The organism is Rhizobium sp. Root1203 (genome assembly GCF_001424945.1).
In the GTDB taxonomy this organism is placed as follows: domain Bacteria; phylum Pseudomonadota; class Alphaproteobacteria; order Rhizobiales; family Rhizobiaceae; genus Rhizobium.
Genome location: NZ_LMCW01000001.1, coordinates 343,435 through 362,149, shown reverse-complemented (window position 1 = coordinate 362,149; position 18,715 = coordinate 343,435). Strand labels below are relative to the sequence as shown.

General features: G+C 61.9%; 24 protein-coding genes. 7 read left to right on the top strand and 17 right to left on the bottom strand.

The features are described 5' to 3' along the window. Nucleotides 1-37: 37 nt before the first annotated feature. From ASC97_RS01825 to ASC97_RS01795, 7 genes are all read right to left on the bottom strand, one after another. Entirely contained in the window at nucleotides 38-1,297 is a 1,260-nt protein-coding gene (locus ASC97_RS01825) for a 3-phosphoshikimate 1-carboxyvinyltransferase (protein WP_057466642.1), read from the bottom strand. A gap of 93 nt (nucleotides 1,298-1,390) precedes the next feature. Beyond that, entirely contained in the window at nucleotides 1,391-1,942 is a 552-nt protein-coding gene (locus tag ASC97_RS01820) for a LemA family protein (RefSeq protein ID WP_057466641.1), read from the bottom strand. A gap of 132 nt (nucleotides 1,943-2,074) precedes the next feature. Then, nucleotides 2,075-3,037, bottom strand: a complete 963-nt coding sequence (locus ASC97_RS01815) for a glycine--tRNA ligase subunit alpha (RefSeq protein WP_057466969.1) — start codon at nucleotides 3,035-3,037, stop codon at nucleotides 2,075-2,077. A 68-nt stretch (nucleotides 3,038-3,105) separates the two neighbouring features. Next, a complete protein-coding gene (locus ASC97_RS01810; protein WP_057466640.1) occupies nucleotides 3,106-3,510 on the bottom strand; it encodes a PIN domain-containing protein in 405 nt (134 codons plus the stop codon). Next, nucleotides 3,510-3,740: an AbrB/MazE/SpoVT family DNA-binding domain-containing protein gene (locus tag ASC97_RS01805; protein WP_057466639.1), complete on the bottom strand. Its 231-nt coding sequence runs from the start codon at nucleotides 3,738-3,740 to the stop codon at nucleotides 3,510-3,512. The genes ASC97_RS01810 and ASC97_RS01805 overlap by 1 nt, the downstream gene beginning before the upstream one ends. Nucleotides 3,741-3,801: 61 nt before the next feature. Next, nucleotides 3,802-3,996 (bottom strand): hypothetical protein, encoded by a 195-nt coding sequence (locus ASC97_RS01800; protein WP_057466638.1) that lies wholly within the window; start codon nucleotides 3,994-3,996, stop codon nucleotides 3,802-3,804. Nucleotides 3,997-4,016: 20 nt separating this feature from the next. Further along, nucleotides 4,017-4,877, bottom strand: a complete 861-nt coding sequence (locus tag ASC97_RS01795; protein ID WP_057466637.1) for a S49 family peptidase — start codon at nucleotides 4,875-4,877, stop codon at nucleotides 4,017-4,019. A 170-nt stretch (nucleotides 4,878-5,047) separates the two neighbouring features. Between ASC97_RS01795 and ASC97_RS01790 the strand changes: the two genes are divergently transcribed. Further along, nucleotides 5,048-6,388 (top strand): Nramp family divalent metal transporter, encoded by a 1,341-nt coding sequence (locus ASC97_RS01790; RefSeq protein WP_057466968.1) that lies wholly within the window; start codon nucleotides 5,048-5,050, stop codon nucleotides 6,386-6,388. 13 nt (nucleotides 6,389-6,401) lie between these two features. Here the strand turns inward: ASC97_RS01790 and ASC97_RS01785 are convergent, their stop codons facing one another. After that, nucleotides 6,402-7,178, bottom strand: a complete 777-nt coding sequence (locus tag ASC97_RS01785) for a tRNA1(Val) (adenine(37)-N6)-methyltransferase (RefSeq protein WP_057466636.1) — start codon at nucleotides 7,176-7,178, stop codon at nucleotides 6,402-6,404. Nucleotides 7,179-7,185: 7 nt separating this feature from the next. Continuing rightward, entirely contained in the window at nucleotides 7,186-7,413 is a 228-nt protein-coding gene (locus ASC97_RS01780; RefSeq protein ID WP_057466635.1) for a putative signal transducing protein, read from the bottom strand. 109 nt (nucleotides 7,414-7,522) lie between these two features. Between ASC97_RS01780 and ASC97_RS01775 the strand changes: the two genes are divergently transcribed. The 4 genes from ASC97_RS01775 (at nucleotide 7,523) to moaB (ending at nucleotide 11,952) form a co-directional block, all read left to right on the top strand. Continuing rightward, on the top strand, nucleotides 7,523-8,539 hold the full coding sequence (locus tag ASC97_RS01775; protein ID WP_057466634.1) for a polyprenyl synthetase family protein: 1,017 nt from the start codon (nucleotides 7,523-7,525) through the stop codon (nucleotides 8,537-8,539). 130 nt (nucleotides 8,540-8,669) lie between these two features. Further along, nucleotides 8,670-10,502, top strand: a complete 1,833-nt coding sequence (locus ASC97_RS01770) for a tetratricopeptide repeat protein (RefSeq protein ID WP_057466633.1) — start codon at nucleotides 8,670-8,672, stop codon at nucleotides 10,500-10,502. A 6-nt stretch (nucleotides 10,503-10,508) separates the two neighbouring features. Further along, the gene (locus ASC97_RS01765) at nucleotides 10,509-11,414 is read left to right on the top strand and encodes a 4-(cytidine 5'-diphospho)-2-C-methyl-D-erythritol kinase (protein WP_057466632.1); all 906 of its coding nucleotides are present in this window, start codon (nucleotides 10,509-10,511) and stop codon (nucleotides 11,412-11,414) included. Continuing rightward, entirely contained in the window at nucleotides 11,401-11,952 is a 552-nt protein-coding gene (gene moaB / locus ASC97_RS01760) for a molybdenum cofactor biosynthesis protein B (RefSeq protein ID WP_057466631.1), read from the top strand. Before ASC97_RS01765 ends, moaB begins: the two co-directional genes overlap by 14 nt. A 15-nt stretch (nucleotides 11,953-11,967) precedes the next feature. On the opposite strand, the gene ASC97_RS01755 is transcribed toward moaB, so the two are convergent. Then, nucleotides 11,968-12,285 carry a hypothetical protein gene (locus ASC97_RS01755; protein ID WP_057466630.1) on the bottom strand — a complete coding sequence of 106 codons (318 nt, stop codon included), beginning with the start codon at nucleotides 12,283-12,285 and terminating at the stop codon, nucleotides 11,968-11,970. A 184-nt stretch (nucleotides 12,286-12,469) separates the two neighbouring features. After that, nucleotides 12,470-12,988, bottom strand: coding sequence for a hypothetical protein (locus tag ASC97_RS01750; RefSeq protein ID WP_057466629.1), 519 nt, complete (start codon nucleotides 12,986-12,988; stop codon nucleotides 12,470-12,472). Nucleotides 12,989-13,126: 138 nt separating this feature from the next. Between ASC97_RS01750 and ASC97_RS01745 the strand changes: the two genes are divergently transcribed. Together ASC97_RS01745 and ASC97_RS01740 are read left to right on the top strand one after the other, a co-directional pair. Further along, nucleotides 13,127-14,284, top strand: a complete 1,158-nt coding sequence (locus ASC97_RS01745; RefSeq protein WP_057466628.1) for a PA0069 family radical SAM protein — start codon at nucleotides 13,127-13,129, stop codon at nucleotides 14,282-14,284. A gap of 108 nt (nucleotides 14,285-14,392) precedes the next feature. Next, a complete protein-coding gene (locus tag ASC97_RS01740) occupies nucleotides 14,393-15,064 on the top strand; it encodes a ribonuclease HII (RefSeq protein ID WP_057466627.1) in 672 nt (223 codons plus the stop codon). Between the two features lie 7 nt (nucleotides 15,065-15,071). Here the strand turns inward: ASC97_RS01740 and ASC97_RS01735 are convergent, their stop codons facing one another. From ASC97_RS01735 to ASC97_RS01710, 6 genes are all read right to left on the bottom strand, one after another. After that, entirely contained in the window at nucleotides 15,072-15,836 is a 765-nt protein-coding gene (locus tag ASC97_RS01735; protein WP_244481380.1) for an aminoglycoside phosphotransferase family protein, read from the bottom strand. An 81-nt stretch (nucleotides 15,837-15,917) separates the two neighbouring features. Next, nucleotides 15,918-16,409 carry a F0F1 ATP synthase subunit B gene (locus ASC97_RS01730; RefSeq protein WP_057466626.1) on the bottom strand — a complete coding sequence of 164 codons (492 nt, stop codon included), beginning with the start codon at nucleotides 16,407-16,409 and terminating at the stop codon, nucleotides 15,918-15,920. A gap of 3 nt (nucleotides 16,410-16,412) precedes the next feature. Next, nucleotides 16,413-17,051, bottom strand: a complete 639-nt coding sequence (locus ASC97_RS01725; protein ID WP_057466625.1) for a F0F1 ATP synthase subunit B — start codon at nucleotides 17,049-17,051, stop codon at nucleotides 16,413-16,415. A 78-nt stretch (nucleotides 17,052-17,129) separates the two neighbouring features. Then, nucleotides 17,130-17,357, bottom strand: coding sequence for a F0F1 ATP synthase subunit C (locus tag ASC97_RS01720; protein WP_003588243.1), 228 nt, complete (start codon nucleotides 17,355-17,357; stop codon nucleotides 17,130-17,132). Nucleotides 17,358-17,428: 71 nt separating this feature from the next. Next, a complete protein-coding gene (locus ASC97_RS01715) occupies nucleotides 17,429-18,181 on the bottom strand; it encodes a F0F1 ATP synthase subunit A (RefSeq protein WP_057466624.1) in 753 nt (250 codons plus the stop codon). A 72-nt stretch (nucleotides 18,182-18,253) separates the two neighbouring features. After that, the gene (locus ASC97_RS01710) at nucleotides 18,254-18,598 is read right to left on the bottom strand and encodes an AtpZ/AtpI family protein (RefSeq protein WP_057466623.1); all 345 of its coding nucleotides are present in this window, start codon (nucleotides 18,596-18,598) and stop codon (nucleotides 18,254-18,256) included. Nucleotides 18,599-18,715: the final 117 nt, after the last annotated feature.

The following is an 18,715-nucleotide window of genomic DNA, read 5'->3' as shown; positions in this document are numbered from 1 at the left end:
CTCCCCCGCCTGCGGCGCCCGGCCGCGTCAGATAGTGTTAGGCCTCGTCCGCATAGCTCACACCCAGTCCCGACAGCGTGCGCCAATAGGCCGGGAAGGTCTTGCCGACGCAATCCGGATCCAGAATGGTGATGCCGTCGATCTTCAGGCCGGCGAGCGCGAAGCTCATGGCGATGCGGTGATCGGCAAAGGTGTCGATCCCGGCGGGCAGATGCTGGCCGGCCAGCGACGGATCGGACTGCACGATGAGGTCGTCGCCCTCCTCGCGCGCCAGATCGGCGCGGATCTGCGTCAGGCCGGTCGACAGCGCCCGGATGCGGTCGCATTCCTTGACGCGGAGATTGGCGATGCCGACGAAACGGACGGGCGTGTTGTTGAAGGCAGCGAGGACGGCCAGCGTCGGCACCGCGTCCTGCATCTGCGAACCGTCGATTTCGGCCGGCAGGTTCGGGAACCTGGCGATCATGTCGTAGGCACGTGCATCCGGCTGGGTGAAATCGCCGGCGGCCACGCCGAGGTCGATCTTGCCTGAGGTCAACACTTCTGCGGCCCAGAGATAGGTCGCAGCAGAGGCGTCGGGCTCGACGACGAAATCGGTGGCGACGTAGCCTGTCGGCTCAATCAGCCAGGAGGACGGCGTGGGCTGGGTGACCTTGGCGCCGAAAGCCCGCATGACGGCAAGCGTCAGGTCGATGTAACCGCGCGCGCCGATATCGGCGCCGGCAAGCTCGATCTCGAACGGCTCGGACCCGCAGGCCCCCGCCATCTGCAGGGCGGAGACATACTGGCTGGAGAGGCCGGCGTCGATGACGACCTTGTTGCGATCAAAACGGCCAGTGGCGTCGATCGTGACCGGCGGGCAGCCGGTCGGCGCCTCGATGGCGACGCCCAACGATTTCAATGCTTCGACCAGCGGCTTGATCGGCCGCTTGCGCATATGCTCATCACCGTCCACGACATAGCGACCGTGGCCGAGCGCCAGCGCCGCCGTCAAAAAGCGGGTCGCGGTGCCGGCATTGCCGAGGAAGAGCGGTGCCGCCGGGGCTTTCAGTTCGCCGGAGCTGGTGACGACGAAGGTGGTCTCATCGGGTTCATCCACCGTCACGCCCATGGCGCGCAGGGCGTCCGCCATGTAGCGCGTATCGTCGCTTTTCAGCGCGCCGGTGAGACGGCTCGTGCCCTTGGCAAGGCCGGCCAGCAGCAGCGCGCGGTTGGTGATCGACTTTGAACCGGGCGGCACGGCACGGCCGGAAAGCGGCTTGCCAGGCGGGATGATGGTGAGCTTGTCTTTACTCATTGCCTTGTCTTTTCCGTCTTTGCGCGAGGGCAGCTTCCGGCCACGATCTTTCCCTGCTCATAGCAGCTTTTGCGCAAAGGCAAATGGCGGATGTCAGAACTTTACGGACGGAACGGCGCGATCGGCCTCGTTGGTGATTTCGAAATATTCCCGCTTCTGGAAGCCGAACTGGCCGGCAACGAGATTGGAGGGGAAGCTCTCGACCTTGACGTTGAGATCGCGCGCAGCGCCGTTGTAATAGCGGCGGGCCATCTGGATTTCGCTTTCCATCGTTTCAAGCGAGGTCTGCAGTTCGCGGAAGTTCTCGTTGGCCTTCAGGTCCGGATAGGCTTCGGCGAGCGCCAGAACGCGGCCAAGCGCCTGTCCGAGCAGGCCTTCCGCCTGGGCTCTTCCGGCGACATCGCCCGCTGGAACCGCCTGCGCCTTGTTGCGCAGCGCAACGACTTCCTCGAGCGTGGTCTTTTCGTGAGAGGCGTAGCCTTTGACCGTCTCGATCAGATTGGGAATGAGATCTGCGCGGCGCTTCAGCTGTACATCGATGCCGGACCAGGCCTCTTCGGCCATCTGGCGGGCACGAACGAGACCATTGTAGATGAAGACAATATAGAGCGCGATCAAGACGATGACGCCAAGAGCAATTAACATCGAGAATCCCCCGCAACGACGTAAAGTTCAAAACGGACACTATGCAGGTTTGCCGATAGCGTCAAACCGCGAGGCGTGCTCGATTTTCCGCCTAGCGACGTTTAGGGAGAAGGAGGCCGTTGCGGCCTCCTATCACGCGGCAGCCCTTGCGATATTCGCACCGCCGGCGTCCGTCAGCAGGAAGGCTTCGCCGCAGGCCTTGGCGAGCGTGCGCACCCGAAGGATGTAGCTCTGCCTTTCGGTCACCGAGATCACGCCGCGCGCATCCAGGAGATTGAACACGTGGCTGGCCTTGATGCACTGGTCGTAGGCCGGGAAGACACACTTGTGCAGCTTCTGATTATCGCTGTCGCCCGGCGCGCCGGCGGCGAGCAGCGCCTGGCATTCCTTTTCGGCATCGATGAAGTGCCGGTGCAGCATTTCGGTATTGGCGAATTCGAAGTTATGGCGCGAATACTCCTGCTCGGCCTGCAGGAAGACGTCGCCGTAGCTGATCTTCTCGTCGCCCTCGCGGCCGTTGAAGTTCAGGTCGTAGACATTGTCCACGCCCTGGACATACATCGCAAGGCGCTCGAGACCGTAGGTCAGCTCGCCGGCAACAGGCGAACACTCGAGGCCGCAGACCTGCTGGAAATAGGTGAACTGCGAGACCTCCATGCCGTCGCACCAGCACTCCCACCCAAGCCCCCACGCGCCGAGCGTCGGGCTTTCCCAGTCGTCCTCGACGAAGCGGATATCGTGCAGCAGCGGATCGAGGCCGATAGCCTCCAGCGAACCGAGATATAGTTCCTGCAGGTTCGGCGGGTTCGGCTTCAGGATGACCTGATACTGATAGTAGTGCTGCAGGCGGTTCGGGTTTTCGCCATAGCGGCCGTCGGACGGACGGCGCGAGGGCTGCACGTAGGCGGCCTTCCAGGGCTTGGGGCCGAGGGCGCGCAGGGTCGTGGCGGGATGGAACGTGCCGGCGCCGACTTCCATGTCGTATGGCTGCAGCACCGCACAACCCTTGTCCGCCCAATAGCTGTGAAGCGTCAGGATCAGCGCCTGGAACGAGCGCTTGGGGTTCATGTGGTCGGGGATCGCAGCTGCAGACATGGGAAGGTTGCCGTTCAATTGATCTGTTGCCGGGACTGGTGCCACGAACACACCGTGAGGGTCAAGGCTTAGCGAAATGGATTGACAACGGTCAGCCCCGCATCGATCACCAAGCCGGCATTCAAGTCTTCGGAATAGAAGCGTTCGCAATCAGCTGAGCACGCTGCGGCAACCATCAAAGCGTCGTTGAATGCGAGATTGTAGCGCTGTGCCAAGTCGAGCGCCGACGCGGTGATCTGTTCGTCGAGCGGAACAATGGACGACGACATGGTGATCAGGTTCGCAACGGCATATTCGATATCGCTCCAACTCATGCCCAGCTTCTTGCGACCGACATTGGAGAATTCATTCAAAGCCTGAACGCTCAGGATGAACGGCTCGACCAACAACGACTGCGCGACCTCCGCCCGGGCGCCCTCGGAAAAAGCGTAGACGAGAATATTCGTGTCGAGAAAGCTGCGCGCCGGCGGCATCAGCGAGAGTTCGCGTCGTTGCGATCAAACATCCAATCAGGAGGAAGCCTGAGCCTGAACGCTTTTATTCTTTCAAATGCCTTCTGCCGGGCATCGTTTCGTTCGATCTCAAATGCCCGATCTTCGGCGATACGAACGACCACGTCGTCGCCTTCCTTCAGCTCCAGAGCATCGACGACGACGCTCGGGATCCGGATTGCCAGGCTATTTCCCCACTTTGCAACTTGCATGGGTCACCTCATGATATACGCACACCATATGTATATCATAAAGCGGACGATCGGCAACGCCCTACTCGTCCTCGTCCTTCTTCAGGTGGTATTCGCCCGTCACCGGGTCCTTGACGAGGGTGCCGATCGCACCGGTCTGTCGCTCCTTCTCCGCGCGGCGCGATTTTTCGGAGAGCCGCGTCGCCTCGGCAACGAAGCGGCGGTAGAGAAGCCAGGCGCCCACCACGAGCAGACCCAAGATTATAAGCTGTGGCATGTCGCCTGTCTTTCACTCCCTCAGAAGCCGTATCGGCTCCACAATGCCTTTTCTTCGGCGGTCTCGACAAGTCCGGCGGCGAAACCGGACGCCACGCCTTCAAGCGATGCCGATGATACGCCCGGAATGCGCCGTCCGAAAAGACCCCGGGCGGGGGTGACCAGCGTCAGCTTCGTTTTGGAGCCGTAGCGTTTCTTCAATTCCTGGCGCATGTCTCCGAGACCGTCGACCAGGCCGAGTTCCAGCCCGCGCGTGCCTGTCCAGAAGAGGCCGGAAAAGACTGTCTCGTCGTCCCTGAGCTTGCCAGCGCGGCGCTCCCGGACCATCGAGATAAACACCTGATGGATCTCCAGCTGCAGCGTCTTCAGGTATTCGATGTCCTTTTCCTTTTCCGGCTGGAAGGGATCGAGGATCACCTTGTTCTCGCCGGCGGTGTAGACACGGCGTTCCACGCCGATCTTCTTCAGAAGCTCCGGAAAGCCGAACCCGCCGGAAACGACGCCGATCGAACCGACGATGGAGGTCGGATCGGCAATGATCTCATCGCCAGCCAGCGCTATCATGTAGCCGCCTGACGCTGCGACGTCCTCCACGAAGACAAGGACCTTCTTCTGCTTCTCGCGGGCGAGTTCGCGAATGCGGGTAAAGATCAGGCGCGACTGAACCGGCGATCCGCCAGGCGAATTGATCGAGATTGCGACTGCGGGCGCTTCCTTGAAGCCGAATGCCTTTTCGAGAACCTGGGCCGTGGACGCAAGATTGAGGGCGGGCCTGAACTGGCTGCCGCCGCTCATGATCGCGCCCTGAAGCCGGACCACAGGGATCTCGATACCCTCCTTGCGAAACCGCTTGGGCATCAGCTTTCTCAAAAATCCGGCCATTTCCAATCCTTTGCATCGTCTTGAGCGAACGCAATTCATGTATGCAACGCAACGGCAAACGCAATGGCTTTCGCTTAAAACACGCATCGTTTGCTTTTCTTATTGCGAATGACTTGCATTATCATTCCAATCAGACATATTGGGCGCATCCTTCAACAGGCAGGCGTTTCATGGACATTGTAAATCCGAAGACTAAGAGGGGCTGGCGATCGGACGTCGGCGAGGCATCGTTGTCCGATGTATACCGAACGGTAGAGGCCCCCCGGAACGGATCGCGCTGGCGGCGGATCGCCGCGTTCGTCGGCCCCGGCTACATGGTCGCCGTCGGCTACATGGACCCCGGCAACTGGTCGACATCGCTCGCCGGCGGATCGAAGTTCGGTTATGCGCTGCTGACCGTTGCCCTGTTGTCCAACCTGATGGCGATCGTCCTGCAATCGCTGTGCGCCCGCCTTGCCATCGCATCGGGCCGCGATCTGGCGCAGGCCTGTCGCGATGCCTTCCCGAAATACGTGTCGATTCCGCTCTGGGCCTTTGCCGAGATCGCGATCATCGCCACCGATATCGCCGAGGTCATCGGCACCGCGATCGGTCTCAATCTTCTCTTCGGCATCCCGCTCGAACTTGGCGTCCTGATCACCGCGCTCGATGTCTTCCTCATTCTCTATCTGCAGAAGATCGGGTTCCGCTGGGTGGAAGCCTTCGTGATTGCGCTGCTCGGCATCATCACCGTGTGTTTCAGCGTGCAGATCTTCCTTGCCGACCCCGAATGGGGCGCGGTGATCCGCGGCTTCTTCCCGACGACAGAAATCGTTTCCAATCCGGAGATGCTCTATCTGGCACTCGGCATTCTCGGAGCAACCGTGATGCCGCATAACCTCTACCTTCATTCCGGAATCGTGCAGACCCGCGCCTACGGCCATTCCGTGCCCGAGAAGCGCGAGGCACTGACCTTCGCGACGATCGACTCGACGGTCGCGCTTTGCTTCGCGCTGCTGATCAACGCCTCGATCCTGATCCTTGCAGCCGCGGCATTCCATGCCAATGGAAAGACCGACGTCGTGGAACTCGGCGAGGCATCGTCGCTGCTCGCGCCACTGCTCGGCCTGGCGATCGCTCCGACGCTGTTCGGCATCGCACTTCTATGCTGCGGCTTGAATTCGACCGTTACGGCAACGCTTGCCGGCCAGATCATCATGGAAGGGTTCCTGAAGATCCGGCTGCAGCCGTGGATGCGACGGCTGATCACCCGTGCGATCGCAATCGTTCCCGCCGCCTTCGTGACCATCTGGTACGGCGACGCGGGAACGGCGGAGCTCCTCATCCTGACGCAGGTCGTTCTCAGCCTGCAGCTGTCCTTCGCGGTCTTCCCGCTGGTGATGTTCACCGCAAACAAGGCAAAGATGGGGGAGCTCGTCGCACCGCGCTGGCTCAGCGCGGTCGCCTATGCGATTGCGGTCGTGATCGCCGGCCTGAACATCAAGCTGCTTTTCGACTTCGTCATAGGTTAGCGCCTAGAAGGGCCTAGCGGCGGGAATAGGCCGCGCGGCCATTGTTCAGATCGTCCACGAAGGGGGAGAATTTATGCGTACCCTCTTCGTGCATGATGAGAGGCGCGCGCAGCGAAAGCCGCGCGCGCGACCCTTTTATCGCCGTCACCAGAATGCGCACCGCGTTTTCACCCCCGCGCGGATGGATCGCGGTGATCTCGATGCCGCCGAAACGCCTGCCGCAGGCGTCGACGATCTCGGCGATCGACTCCGGTCTCGCGATCAGCGACAGCTGCCCGCCGGGGATCATGATCGCGCCCGCCGTTCGCACCCAGCTTTCGAACAATCCCTCGGTCATCGCGTGCGCTTCCGCTTTCAGGGCGTCCGGCGTGCGGCGGTCGCCCGCATCGTTGAAGGGCGGGTTCATGATGACGTGATGAAAGCTCTCGTCGACGAGGCCCGCCGCGTTGCGCGCCTTGGCCTTCAGGGTCACATCCGCCTCGACGACGGACACCCGCCCCGCGATACGAGCGTTTTCGGGAAGCACGATGCTGCGGCGCGCGTAGCCGGCCATCTCCCCGGAACGCTCGAACAGGACGACATCGGCGGCAGGCAGCCGGGATGCGACTGCAAGCCCTGCAGCGCCGGCGCCGGCCCCGAGATCAGCAAGCCTGATCGGGCGCTCGTCGTCGACCAGTGCCGCGAGCAGCATGGCATCCATGCCGGCACGATGGCCCCTGCCCTTCGGCTGCACCACATGGAACAGGCCGCGATGGAATGCATCGATGGTTTCTGCAACACCCGGCGTCATCGGACGCTCACCTGGAATTGCGCAGTTCGTCGCCAAGCCCTGCATCGATCAAGATGCGGCGCGCCTGGTCGGCCCGGTCCTCGTCGACCAGAAGGCGGCGCGGCAGCATGCCGAGCGAGCCCTCCAATATGCTCATGCCCTGATCGGCAATGAAGCAGTGGATTCCGGCATCCTTCATGAGGCTCTCGGCAAAGGAGAGCAACACGGGATCGTTGGCGCGGATAAGTTCATGCATTTGCCGTGGAATCCCTTTCAATTTTGCGCGACGCGACCAATTCGCCTCTTGCCGCGCCTATCGCCCCTTTCTATTGTCAAACTCAATGAGTGAACAGGAGTCCGGGTCGTTGGGCGTGGTCATACCGCTTGAAGAAAGCAAAAACAAACTGGCATCCGTCAAGCCGCTGGTCGATTTAACCAAGGCGGATATGGAGCGGGTCAACCAGCTTATCCTTTCAAAGGCAGGTTCCGACGTCCAGATGATTCCGGAGGTGGCGAACCACCTGATCTCCTCCGGCGGAAAGCGGCTGCGTCCGATGCTGACGCTGGCGTCGTCGGCGCTGTTCGGCTACGCGGGCGAAAATCATATCAAGCTCGCGACGAGCGTGGAGTTCATGCATACGGCAACGCTACTGCACGACGACGTCGTCGATGAAAGCGATCTTCGCCGCGGCAAGTCCACCGCGCGCATGATCTGGGGCAACCAGGCAAGCGTTCTCGTCGGCGACTTCCTGCTCGGCCAGGCCTTCCGCATGATGGTCGATGTCGGCTCGCTGGATGCGCTGGACGTTTTGTCCTCGGCTGCTTGCGTCATCGCCGAAGGCGAAGTCCTGCAGCTCTCCGTCGCCAAGAACATGGAAACGACGGAAGACGATTACCTCTCGGTCATCCGCGCAAAGACTGCCGCCCTGTTTGCCGCGGCCGCCGAAGTCGGCCCGATCGTCGCCGATGCCGGCAAGTCCGGCCGCAACGCGATGAAGTCCTACGGCATGAACCTCGGGCTCGCCTTCCAGTTGGTCGACGACGCACTCGACTATGGCGGCAAGGCAGCCGACCTCGGCAAGAATGTCGGCGACGATTTCCGCGAGGGCAAGATCACGCTGCCGGTGATACTGGCCTATCGGCGCGGCACCGAGGACGAGCGCGCCTTCTGGCGAAAGGCCATCGAAGGCGGCGAGAGCACCGATCATAACCTGGAAAAGGCGCTTGGCCTGATCACCAAGTACGGAACGCTGAACGATACGATTGCCCGTGCGGTCCACTACGGGACGATAGCGCGAGATGCCCTCGCGCCGCTTCCCGATACACCATGGAAATCAGCACTGATGGAAGTCATCGACTTCTGCATCGAGCGCGTCAATTAATCGACGGTCATTGATCGCGGGCTGAATTTCTTGCGGGGCCGCTTCAAAAAAGCCATCCTGCCGTGAATCAGTCTTTTCAACTGATTTGCAGCCGGACCGAGGTTGGCTGCCCTGGAAGAGAGGTTTTCTAATGCGTCTGAAATTTGCCATTCGTCTTCTTTCGAGCGCGGCCCTGGCGGCGGTCCTGTCGCTCAGCGCGCTTGGCGGCGCCAACGCCGAAGACGCGGCCAAGAAGGACGAAGCCGGCACCAGCGCGATCTTTGACCCCGACACCGTCAACACGTTTGCCGGAGCGCTGCTTGCTGCCCGCACTGCCGATGTCGATCACGATTACGAAACCGCGATCGCGCTCTACAAGAAGGCGCTGCAGATCGAGCCCGGCAATCCGGAGATCCGCCAGCGCCTGATGATCTCGCTCCTGCTCAACGGCGACATCAAGGACAGCGTCAAGTATGCGAACGATCTGAAGAACGATCCGACCATCGAGCGTCTGGCGACGATCGTGCGGGGCGCGGATGCGATCCGTCGCGGCGAATACAAGACCGCCGAGACGGCGCTGCGGACAACGGGCCCGACGGATCTCGACCGCGTGATGAATGACCTCATGGCCGCCTGGGCGCGACTGGGCTCCGGCAAGGGCAAGGAAGCCCTGGCCCAGGTCGAGAAGATGAAGGGCCCGGACTGGCTAGGCATTTTCCAAGCCTACAATGCGGGCGCGATCGCGATCGTCAACGGCGACGTAAGATCGGCACGCCGGCATCTGAACGATGCGGTCCTCGACAAGGACGGCGCGGCAACGGCTCCGGATACGTTCATGCGCGCCGTTATCGCGCTGGCACGCCTGGAAGCAACGCAGGGCAACAAGCAGAAGGCGCTCGACACGATTTCCGTCGGCGACAATCTGCTGCCGAACTATGCGCCCCTCAACGCGCTGCGCCAGAGCATTACCAACAACGAGAAGCAGCAACAGCAGGTTGAAACTGCCAAGCAGGGCGCGGCCGGCGTGCTGTTCTCCTTCGCCGGCGCACTCAATCGCGACGGAGCGGAAGACATCGTCTCGCTTTATCTGCAGATCGCCAAAAGCCTCGACCCGGATAGCGCCGACGCTCTCGTGATGCTTGGCGGCATCGCCGAAAAGCAGAACCAGCTGGATCGTGCCATTGCCATCTACAAGCAGGTTCCAGACAATTCGCCGATGAGCCGCATCTCCGAGCTGCAGCTCGGCCTGGCGCTCGCCGAGGGCGGCAAGGTCGAGGAGGCCCGCAAGCACCTGCAGGGCCTGATTGCCTCCGACCCCAAGGATATCCGCAGCTACCTCGCCTATGGCAGCGTCCTGTCCGACGCCAAGGACTATGCGGCAATGGCCGAGAACTACGACAAGGCCGTCGAGGTCATCGGACCGCTGCCAGGGAAGAACACCTGGACTGTGTTCTTCCAGCGCGGCATTGCCTATGAACGGCTGAAGCAGTGGGACAAGGCCGAGCCGAGCTTCCGCAAGGCCCTGGAACTCAACCCCAACCAGCCGCAGGTGCTGAACTATCTCGGCTACTCCTGGATCGACATGAACCGGAACCTCGACGAGGGGCTGGCGATGATCAAGAAGGCTGTCGATCTGCGCCCCGACGACGGATACATCATCGATTCTCTCGGCTGGGCCTATTTCCGCCTCAACAAGTTCGACGATGCCGTAAACGAGCTCGAACGAGCCGCCCAGATCAAGGCTGGCGACGCGACGATCAACGATCACCTGGGCGACGCCTACTGGCGCGTCGGGCGCAAGCTGGAAGCGGTCTACCAGTGGAACCGGGCCCTTGCCTCGGAGCCGGAAGCTGCCGAGATTCCGAAGATCAAGGAAAAGATCGCCAACGGCCTGCCCTCGGACGGGGAGAATTCCAAGGCCGCGGACAAGAAGCAGCCGGATCCGGCGCCTGTCGATCCGAAGCCTGCGGACAAGAAGTCCTGATAACCGATGCCTGAGAAGGGTATCGGCGGCGACGCGATCATCCGCGAGGACGCGTTTGCAAAAATCAATCTGGCCCTGCATGTGACGGGCCAGAGAAGCGATGGCTATCATCTGCTCGAAATGCTGGTGACCTTCGCACGTTGCGGCGACAGGCTGGACCTTGCGGCGGCGCCGTCCGACGCGTTCGTCATGAGCGGTCGCTTCTGCGACACGCTGAAGGAGGATGGCGGCACCAACCTGGTTCTAAAGGCGCGCGATGCGCTGCGCGCTGCCGTGCTTCGAGCAGGCGGTTCCGCCGGCCCGGTCCGCATTCATCTGCAAAAGAACCTGCCTGTCGCCTCCGGTATCGGCGGCGGCTCGGCGGATGCGGCTGCGGCACTGCGCGGGCTCATGCGGCTGTGGCGAACCTCACTGCCGGAAGAGACGCTGGACGAAATTGCCATCGGGCTCGGTGCCGATGTGCCGATGTGCCTGACGAGCCGGCCGCTGATTGCGCGCGGCATCGGCGAACGGATCGAGGAGGTCGGCGACATGCCGGCGTTTGCGATGGTGCTTGCAAACCCGCTGAAGGGCGTGTCGACGCCCGAGGTTTTCCGGCGGCTCGCGACCAAGACCAATGCGCCGCTTGAAACGGGGATAGGACCATCCTGGCTCGACAGCCTGAAGGGGATGCGCAACGACCTCGAACCGCCTGCCCGCGCCCTGCTGCCGGAGATCGGCGAAATCTCGGCGATGCTCGAGGCGCACGGAGCCGCATTCGTGCGGATGTCGGGGTCCGGCGCGACATGCTTCGGCATATTCGAGACAGCGGCTGCTGCGGAGAATGCGGCCCGCGCGCTTCACAGCAAGCGTCCCGACTGGTACTTCGAAGCGACGGAAACACTGGCGGGAGACGGCCATGGCAGGACTTGACGAAAACCGCCCCTTCATTCCCCTCGGCATTGCCGTCCTCACCGTTTCGGACACGCGGACGCCGGCCGACGACCGCTCCGGCGACACGCTGGCGGCACGGATCGTTGAGGCCGGTCACAGGCTGATCGAACGCGCCATCGTGCCCGACGAAACGCGGGCGATCGCCGCGCAGGTCAAGGCCTGGACCAGCCGCAAGGAGATCGATGTGGTGATCACGACAGGTGGAACCGGCTTCACCGGCCGCGATGTCACCCCGGAAGCCCTGGAGCCGCTGTTCGAGAAGAAGATGGATGGATTCTCGCAGGTGTTCCATCGTATTTCCTTCGACAAGATCGGCACATCGACCATTCAGTCGCGGGCGACGGCCGGCGTTGCCGGCGCGACCTTCATCTTCGCGTTGCCCGGCTCGCCCGGCGCCTGCAAGGATGCCTGGGACGGTATTTTGAAAGCGCAGCTCGACTACCGCCATATGCCCTGCAATTTCGTTGAGATCATGCCCCGCCTTGACGAGCACTTGAAGCGCGGCGCGGGTAAATGATGCATCATTGGCGATCTAGGTTCCTATGCCAGGCAGAGCCGGCATTGTCTCCCAACTGTCACCCGACAGCAGGATGCAGCTGACACCGCCCACATTCGTGATGAGCAATGTCCACGTGCCGCTCTGGGCGGCATAGACCTCCAGCATGGCGTTCTCGTTGATCAGTCCGACAGCGGTCAGCTTCTCGGCAAAGGTCTTATCCAGGAAATTGACGACCTCGGATCGCCCTGCGCAACTGCGCATCATCTGCGATGCCGCCGGATGCGGATGCGCGATCATCGATGTCGCCAATACGACGGCCGATAGCAGGCCGCGGATCATATTGCGTTTCATGACGCACCTCCTTTTGCCGGAAACCGGCAGAAGAGGGAACTTCCGCTGACCTGTTCTGCCGTCTGCCGGCATTCATGGTCGACCGTCACGAAGCGTGGCGCTCGGACGGCGCCATGCAGGAATTATAGCGCAAAATCCTATCGGGCGCCATCGTTTGCGGAACAAGCGACCCGGCCGCCGGCGCCTATCGCGCCGCGCGAGCGACCCAGGAGGGAATCAGTTCGCTCGAGAGCTTGCGCAGCTTCTGGCCCTTGACGAATTCAGAAAGGCGCATGCCGCTTCGCGCCGCCGCCAGTGCATGGTTTTTCGGCATGAGCAGCCCGAGTTCCAGGGGCGGCTTGGAACGTCCGAACCGCTTGTAGAAGGGCTGGCGATAGCCGCGCGAGGCGGTGAAGCGCGCCGGCAGCTTGTTGAGGGAGACGTATTCTGCGATCTCGTCGATCCACCCCGTCTGCGGCCTCGCCCCCGGCTCCACGAAGAGCAGCCACTCGCCCCGGGCAGATCGCAGTATGTCCTTGATGTCCCATTGAGAATGGAAGCGGCAACCGGCCGCATCCGCCACCTTCGACGAACCGTCGCGCGAGCCATGGTCGAGCACCACCACATCGCTGACAAGCCCTTCGACCGCGCCTGCAACCAACACCGATAAAGTTTGCGCCAGTTCAGGTTCCTGATCCCGGCATTCCAGTAGGACTGTCAACATTGCCTATTTATAGAGCGCCGCACAAAACTTTGCCAGCACCACTTTTCCAATTTTGTTCTTGCATTGTTCTCTTTTTGCCGATAGGAATTTAATCATCAAAACAGACGGAAGCAAAGCCCTCCGTCGACGGAGAACCCGATGAACGAACAGTCCCTTGCAGGGCAGGCCGCATTCGCGCCTGCCAATACGGCGGATATTGCCGACGCAATGATCGTTTCTTCCGGTCTGCGGATCGAGATCGACCGCCGCCGCGGCCGCGCGGCCGGCCTGAACCCGAGCGGGCGCTTCGAACCCCTGCGGCGCGAGACCGTCGACGACGGCTGGCGGACACTGGAAGAGCTGCCACCGTTCAAGACCGAGGTGCAGATCGAGAAGCCGCGCACGGCAATCACCCGCAACGAGTCGCCTGACATCCCTTTCGATCGCTCGATCAATCCCTATCGCGGTTGCGAACATGGGTGCATCTACTGCTTTGCGAGGCCGACCCATGCCTATATGGGGCTCTCCGCCGGGCTGGACTTCGAGGCGAAGCTTTTTGCCAAACCGGATGTTGCCAAGCTTCTGGAGCGCGAACTGGCAAAACCCGGCTACAAGCCGCGGGCGATCGCGATCGGTACCAACACCGACCCCTATCAGCCGATCGAGAAAGAATGGCGCATCATGCGTCAGATACTCGAGGTGCTCGAGAAGGCGAACCATCCGGTTTCCATCGTCACCAAGTCGGCGCTGATCCTGCGGGATATCGACATCCTCGAGCGGATGGCCGCAAAGAACCTTGTGCGCGTCTCGCTGTCGATAACGACGCTCGACCGCAAGCTGGCGCGCACGATGGAGCCACGGGCTGCAACGCCGGCGCGTCGGCTCGAGGCGATCCGGACGCTGAGCGAAGCAGGCATTCCGACTTCGGTGATGGCTGCGCCGATGATACCGGCTCTCAACGATCACGAGCTGGAGCGCATCCTGGATTCGGCGAAGGCAGCCGGCGCACTGGAGGCAGGCTATGTCATTCTGCGCCTTCCGCTGGAGGTTTCGCCGCTCTTTCGGGACTGGCTGCTGCAGAATTACCCCGACCGTTATCGCCATGTGATGTCCCTGGTGCGCTCGATGCGCGGCGGCAAGGACTACGATGCCGATTTCGGCAAGCGGATGAAGGGAGCCGGGCCCTATGCCTGGCAGATCGCCCGCCGGTTCGAAATGGCGACGAAGCGTCTTGGAATGACACGGCGCAGCATGCCGTTGCGTGACGACCTGTTCGTGCCGCCGGATGGCAGCGGCGTGCAGCTGTCGCTGCTTTGATATCAAGCTTGCGGATGGCTGCCCTGCCCGTCCGCATTCAAGTCCCCGGCCCGCCGCCCTGATCCGGGGACTTGCAGGAAATCGGGTTGGCGTGCGAAGTTCAGCCGCATGAAACGTCGCACGCCACCCGATTCTCCTATGCTTTTCGAAGATGTCCCGCTCGTGCCTGATTTCCGGCTGGAGCTGAAGGCCCGAAAGGCCGGCCATTGGCCGGTTGCCGGTGCCGATGAAGCCGGGCGGGGGCCGCTCGCCGGGCCGGTCGTTGCCGCCGCGGTCATTCTCGATCCGAAGCGGATTCCGGAAGGCCTGAATGATTCCAAGCAGCTCTCGGCCATGAAACGGGAGGAGCTTTTCGAGCAGATTCTGGCCACCGCAACGGTCGCCATTGCATCGTCGAGTTCCCGGCGTATCGATGAGACGGATATCCGCAAGGCAAGCCTCGATGCCATGCGACGGGCCATTTGCAGCCTGGCGATCCTGCCGAGCTACGTGCTGACGGACGGACTGGATGTTCCGCCCGGGCTCCACTGCCCCGGCCAGGCCGTCGTCAAGGGCGATGCACGTTCGGTCTCGATCGCAGCCGCGTCCATCGTCGCCAAGGTCACGCGCGACCGCATGATGACTCGGGCCGACCTGATCTTTCCGCTCTACGGCTTTGCTTCCCATGCCGGATACGGAACGACACAGCATCGCGCCGGCATCGAGGCGCATGGCCCCTGCTCGTTGCACAGGATGACCTTTCGTCCGCTGAAACTGACCGGGGTCGTGGAGAGCGAGTAGGCGGAGGTCAGGTCGGCATCAGGCCGTCAGTGATCCGCTTGCGGTGAAGACCGAGATAATCGATATCCGCGCGATAGAGCCGATCGTGTCCTTCTTCAAGATTGGCACGGTATTTCACCGAGCCGTTTGCCGCCTGTTCCAGCATGAAGGAGACAAGGCGCTCGAGCCGCTCGATGAGCGTGTCGACAACGCCGGCCCGCAATCGCCCGTGCAGCCCGTATTCGTCGAGGAAGAGCCGGGCTCGGTCGACCTGCCGATCGATACCCGCAAGCGGCGCGCCGACGCCGGCGCCGAGTGGCGCCCATCTGTAGACGGCATAGGCAAGATCCCATGCGCGGGGGCCGGGATGCGCAGTCTCGAAGTCGATAATGCCGCTGACCTCGCCATCCCGCAGGACGACGTTATAGGGTGCGAAATCGCCGTGACAGACCGTTTCGAACGGCGCGATCGGCGGCAGCTGCCACTCCCGGCTCGCCCATTCGGCAGCGATCGGTGCGGCACAATCGTGGTATCGGCGGAGCAACCGCGCGGCAGACGCCAGCGCCACGGCGGATTGCATCTCCGGGTCCGTTTCAATCTCGCCGGTCCTGCCATCGAGAAAGGTGACGCGCTCCCACGTCCTGTCGACGCCGGCAGCACGCGGCGCGGCGTCGAAGCCATTGGCGTGCAGATGGCTCAGCAGCGCCTGCACGCCAGCGCTCCACGGGGCAACCCGCCGCCAGACCAGGCCGTCGGACAGGAAGGGGCCTTCACCGCTCTCCGCAATCATCATCCGCCCTCCTCTCATGGCCCGATATAGCGCACAAACGAAAAAAGGCCCCACGAGGGGGCCTTTGGAAAGCTGCTGCTCAACTCAGTTGAGGCGGCTCTTCACTTCACCGACAGCGGTACCGAAGAGTTCGGACTGAACCTTCGCATCGGCCTTTTTCGCCAAAACGGTTTCGGCAGCGGCAATCGCCAGGTCGACGGCGGCGGAACGAACCGCCTTCATCGCGTCGGCTTCTGCCTGCTTGATCTTCTGCTCGGAAACCGCCGTGCGGTTCGCGACGAATTCCTCCGTCTTCTTCTTGGCTTCAGCGGTCAGCATTTCGGCTTCGCGTTCGGCGGCTGCCACGATGTGGGCGGCCTCCGCTTCGGCTTCCTTGCGCTTGCGCTGGTATTCCGCCAGCAGGTGCTGGGCTTCCTCGCGCAGTCGCTTGGCTTCCGCCAGCTCGTTGCGGATCTGGTCGGCGCGGTCGTCAAGCGACTTTGCCATCATGCCCGGAACCTTCAGGTATACGACCAGCGCCAGGAACAGGACGAGACCGACAAACGCGAAGAATGTTGCGTCCAATGCAAATTCCATCGATCAAGCCCCCTTCTTTGCCGCTGCGACCGCAGCGGTGACGTCAGCCTTGGCAGCTTTGCCGCCGATCAACTGCTCGACGACGGCAGTCGCAGTTTCTTCGGCGATGGTGCCGACGTCGGCAAAAACCTTCGCCTTGATGTCGGCGATGCGGCCTTCCGCAGCCTTGAGCTTTTCAGAAAGGCCGGCCTCGACCGTACGGCGGTCGGCTTCAGCCTTCGCCTTGGCAGCGTCGCGAGCGGCGGAACCGATCGCGTTCGACTTGGCCCGAGCCGTTGCCAGCTCGGCTTCGTATGCGGCAACATCCGCGTCGGCCTCCGCCTTCAGGCGGCCGGCCTCGTCAAGATCCTGCGCAATGCGGTCGTGACGCTGATCGAGGATGCCGCTGATGCGCGGTGCGATGACCTTTTGCATGAGCACGAAGAAGACGCCAAACGTAATCGCCAGCCACAGGAGCTGGGACGCGAAAGTCGTCGAATCGAAAGGCGGAAAGACACCGCCATGGTGTTCGGCTGGCACGCCGGTTTCGGTGTGGACCTCGCCTGCTGCCGGGGCGGCATGCGCGTCTGTACCGGTAGCTGCACCAGTTTCTGCGGTTCCCGCCGGGGCTTCTTCAGCGTAAGCCGGGGTCACAAAAAACATGCTCACCTCCAGGTGTACTGCAAATACAAAGAATCACGGCTTGCGGTTCGCAGGCCGTGATCCTTCAGTTCGCCTGTCTTAGACGGCGAAGAGCAGGAGGAGAGCGACGAGCAGCGAGAAGATGCCCAGAGCTTCCGTAACGGCGAAGCCGAATACCAGACGGCCGAACTGGCTGTCAGCAGCAGACGGGTTGCGCAGAGCGCCGGACAGGTAGCTGCCGAAGATGTTGCCGAGGCCGAGAGCCGTACCGGCCATACCAAAGCAAGCCAGGCCTGCACCGATGAACTTTGCTGCTTCCGCTTCCATGTTGAACTCCTTTGAAATGGTTGTGTTGCGGCGAATTGACTGACGCACTCCGGCGTCAATGTCGGTATCCCTTAGTGGCCACCCGGATGGATCGCGTCGTTGAGGTACATGCAAGTCAGCACCGCAAAGACGTAAGCCTGGAGGAAGGCGACGAGGAACTCGAGACCGGTCAGGGCGACCGTCATGATGAGAGGAAGAACGGCGCCGCCGATGCCCATCGCACCAAGCGCTCCAAGCGAGGCAACGAAGCCCGCGAACACTTTCAGCGTGATGTGGCCGGCGAGCATGTTCGCGAAGAGACGAACAGAGAGCGAAATCGGCCGGGACAGGAAGGAGATGATTTCAATGGAAACCACCAGCGGCAGGAGCAATCCGGGCACCCCTTGCGGGATGAAGACGTTCAGGAAGCGGAAGCCATGCTGATAGAAGCCGTAGACGAGCACCGTGCCGATGACCAGCAGAGCCAGCGCGAAGGTGACGATGATCTGGCTGGTGATCGTGAAGAAGTAAGGGAACATGCCGAGCAGGTTCGCCGTCAGGACGAACATGAAAAGCGAAAAGACCAGGGGGAAGAACTTCATCCCCTTGGTGCCGGCGCCTTCCTTCAGCATTCCGGCGATGAACTCGTAGGACATCTCGGCAACGGACTGCGAGCGGCCCGGCACGATCGCGCGGTTCGACGTGGAGAAATACAGGAAGCCGGCAGCGACGGCTGCGGATGCGACCATGAAAAGCGATGCATTCGTAAACGAGAAATCAATTCCGCCGACTTCGATCGGCACAATCTTCTGGATCAGGAACTGATGGGTCGGATCGTTAGACACCGCTTGTTCTCTCTATCTTTGGCCCGCATGACACGGGATTTCTGCACTGGGCGAACCGCCGGAGCGTCCGCCCTATTTCTTTTCGTTGTCGCGCTCGGCCGGGCTCGGTGTCGCCACCTTTCCAGCCGCCCGCATAACGTTCAGCACGCCGGCACCGAATCCGAGAAGAAGAAGAATCATCAATCCCCAAGGCGCCGTGCCGACAAAACGGTCGAAGACATAGCCAAGAACAGCGCCGACGACGATTGCGGAAATGAACTCGCTCGAAAGCTTCATCGCCTGGGCGTAGCCCTTGCGGCTCACCTCGGCGCGGGCTTCGTCAGCCTCGTCCTTCCCCGCCTCTGTGCGCTTGGTAGCGAGTTTCGCTCCCAATTGCGCGCGGCGCTTCTCAAGACTTTCCTCACGGTCATCCGCCATGTTGCTCTCCTCCGCTTGCCGCTGTCCGCGATCCCGCTACCCCGGTCTTCAGGACAACGACCCCAAGGTTTGAGAACCTTCCGGCCCGTTTTGAAGTCGCGCGCAACATAGTTTTAG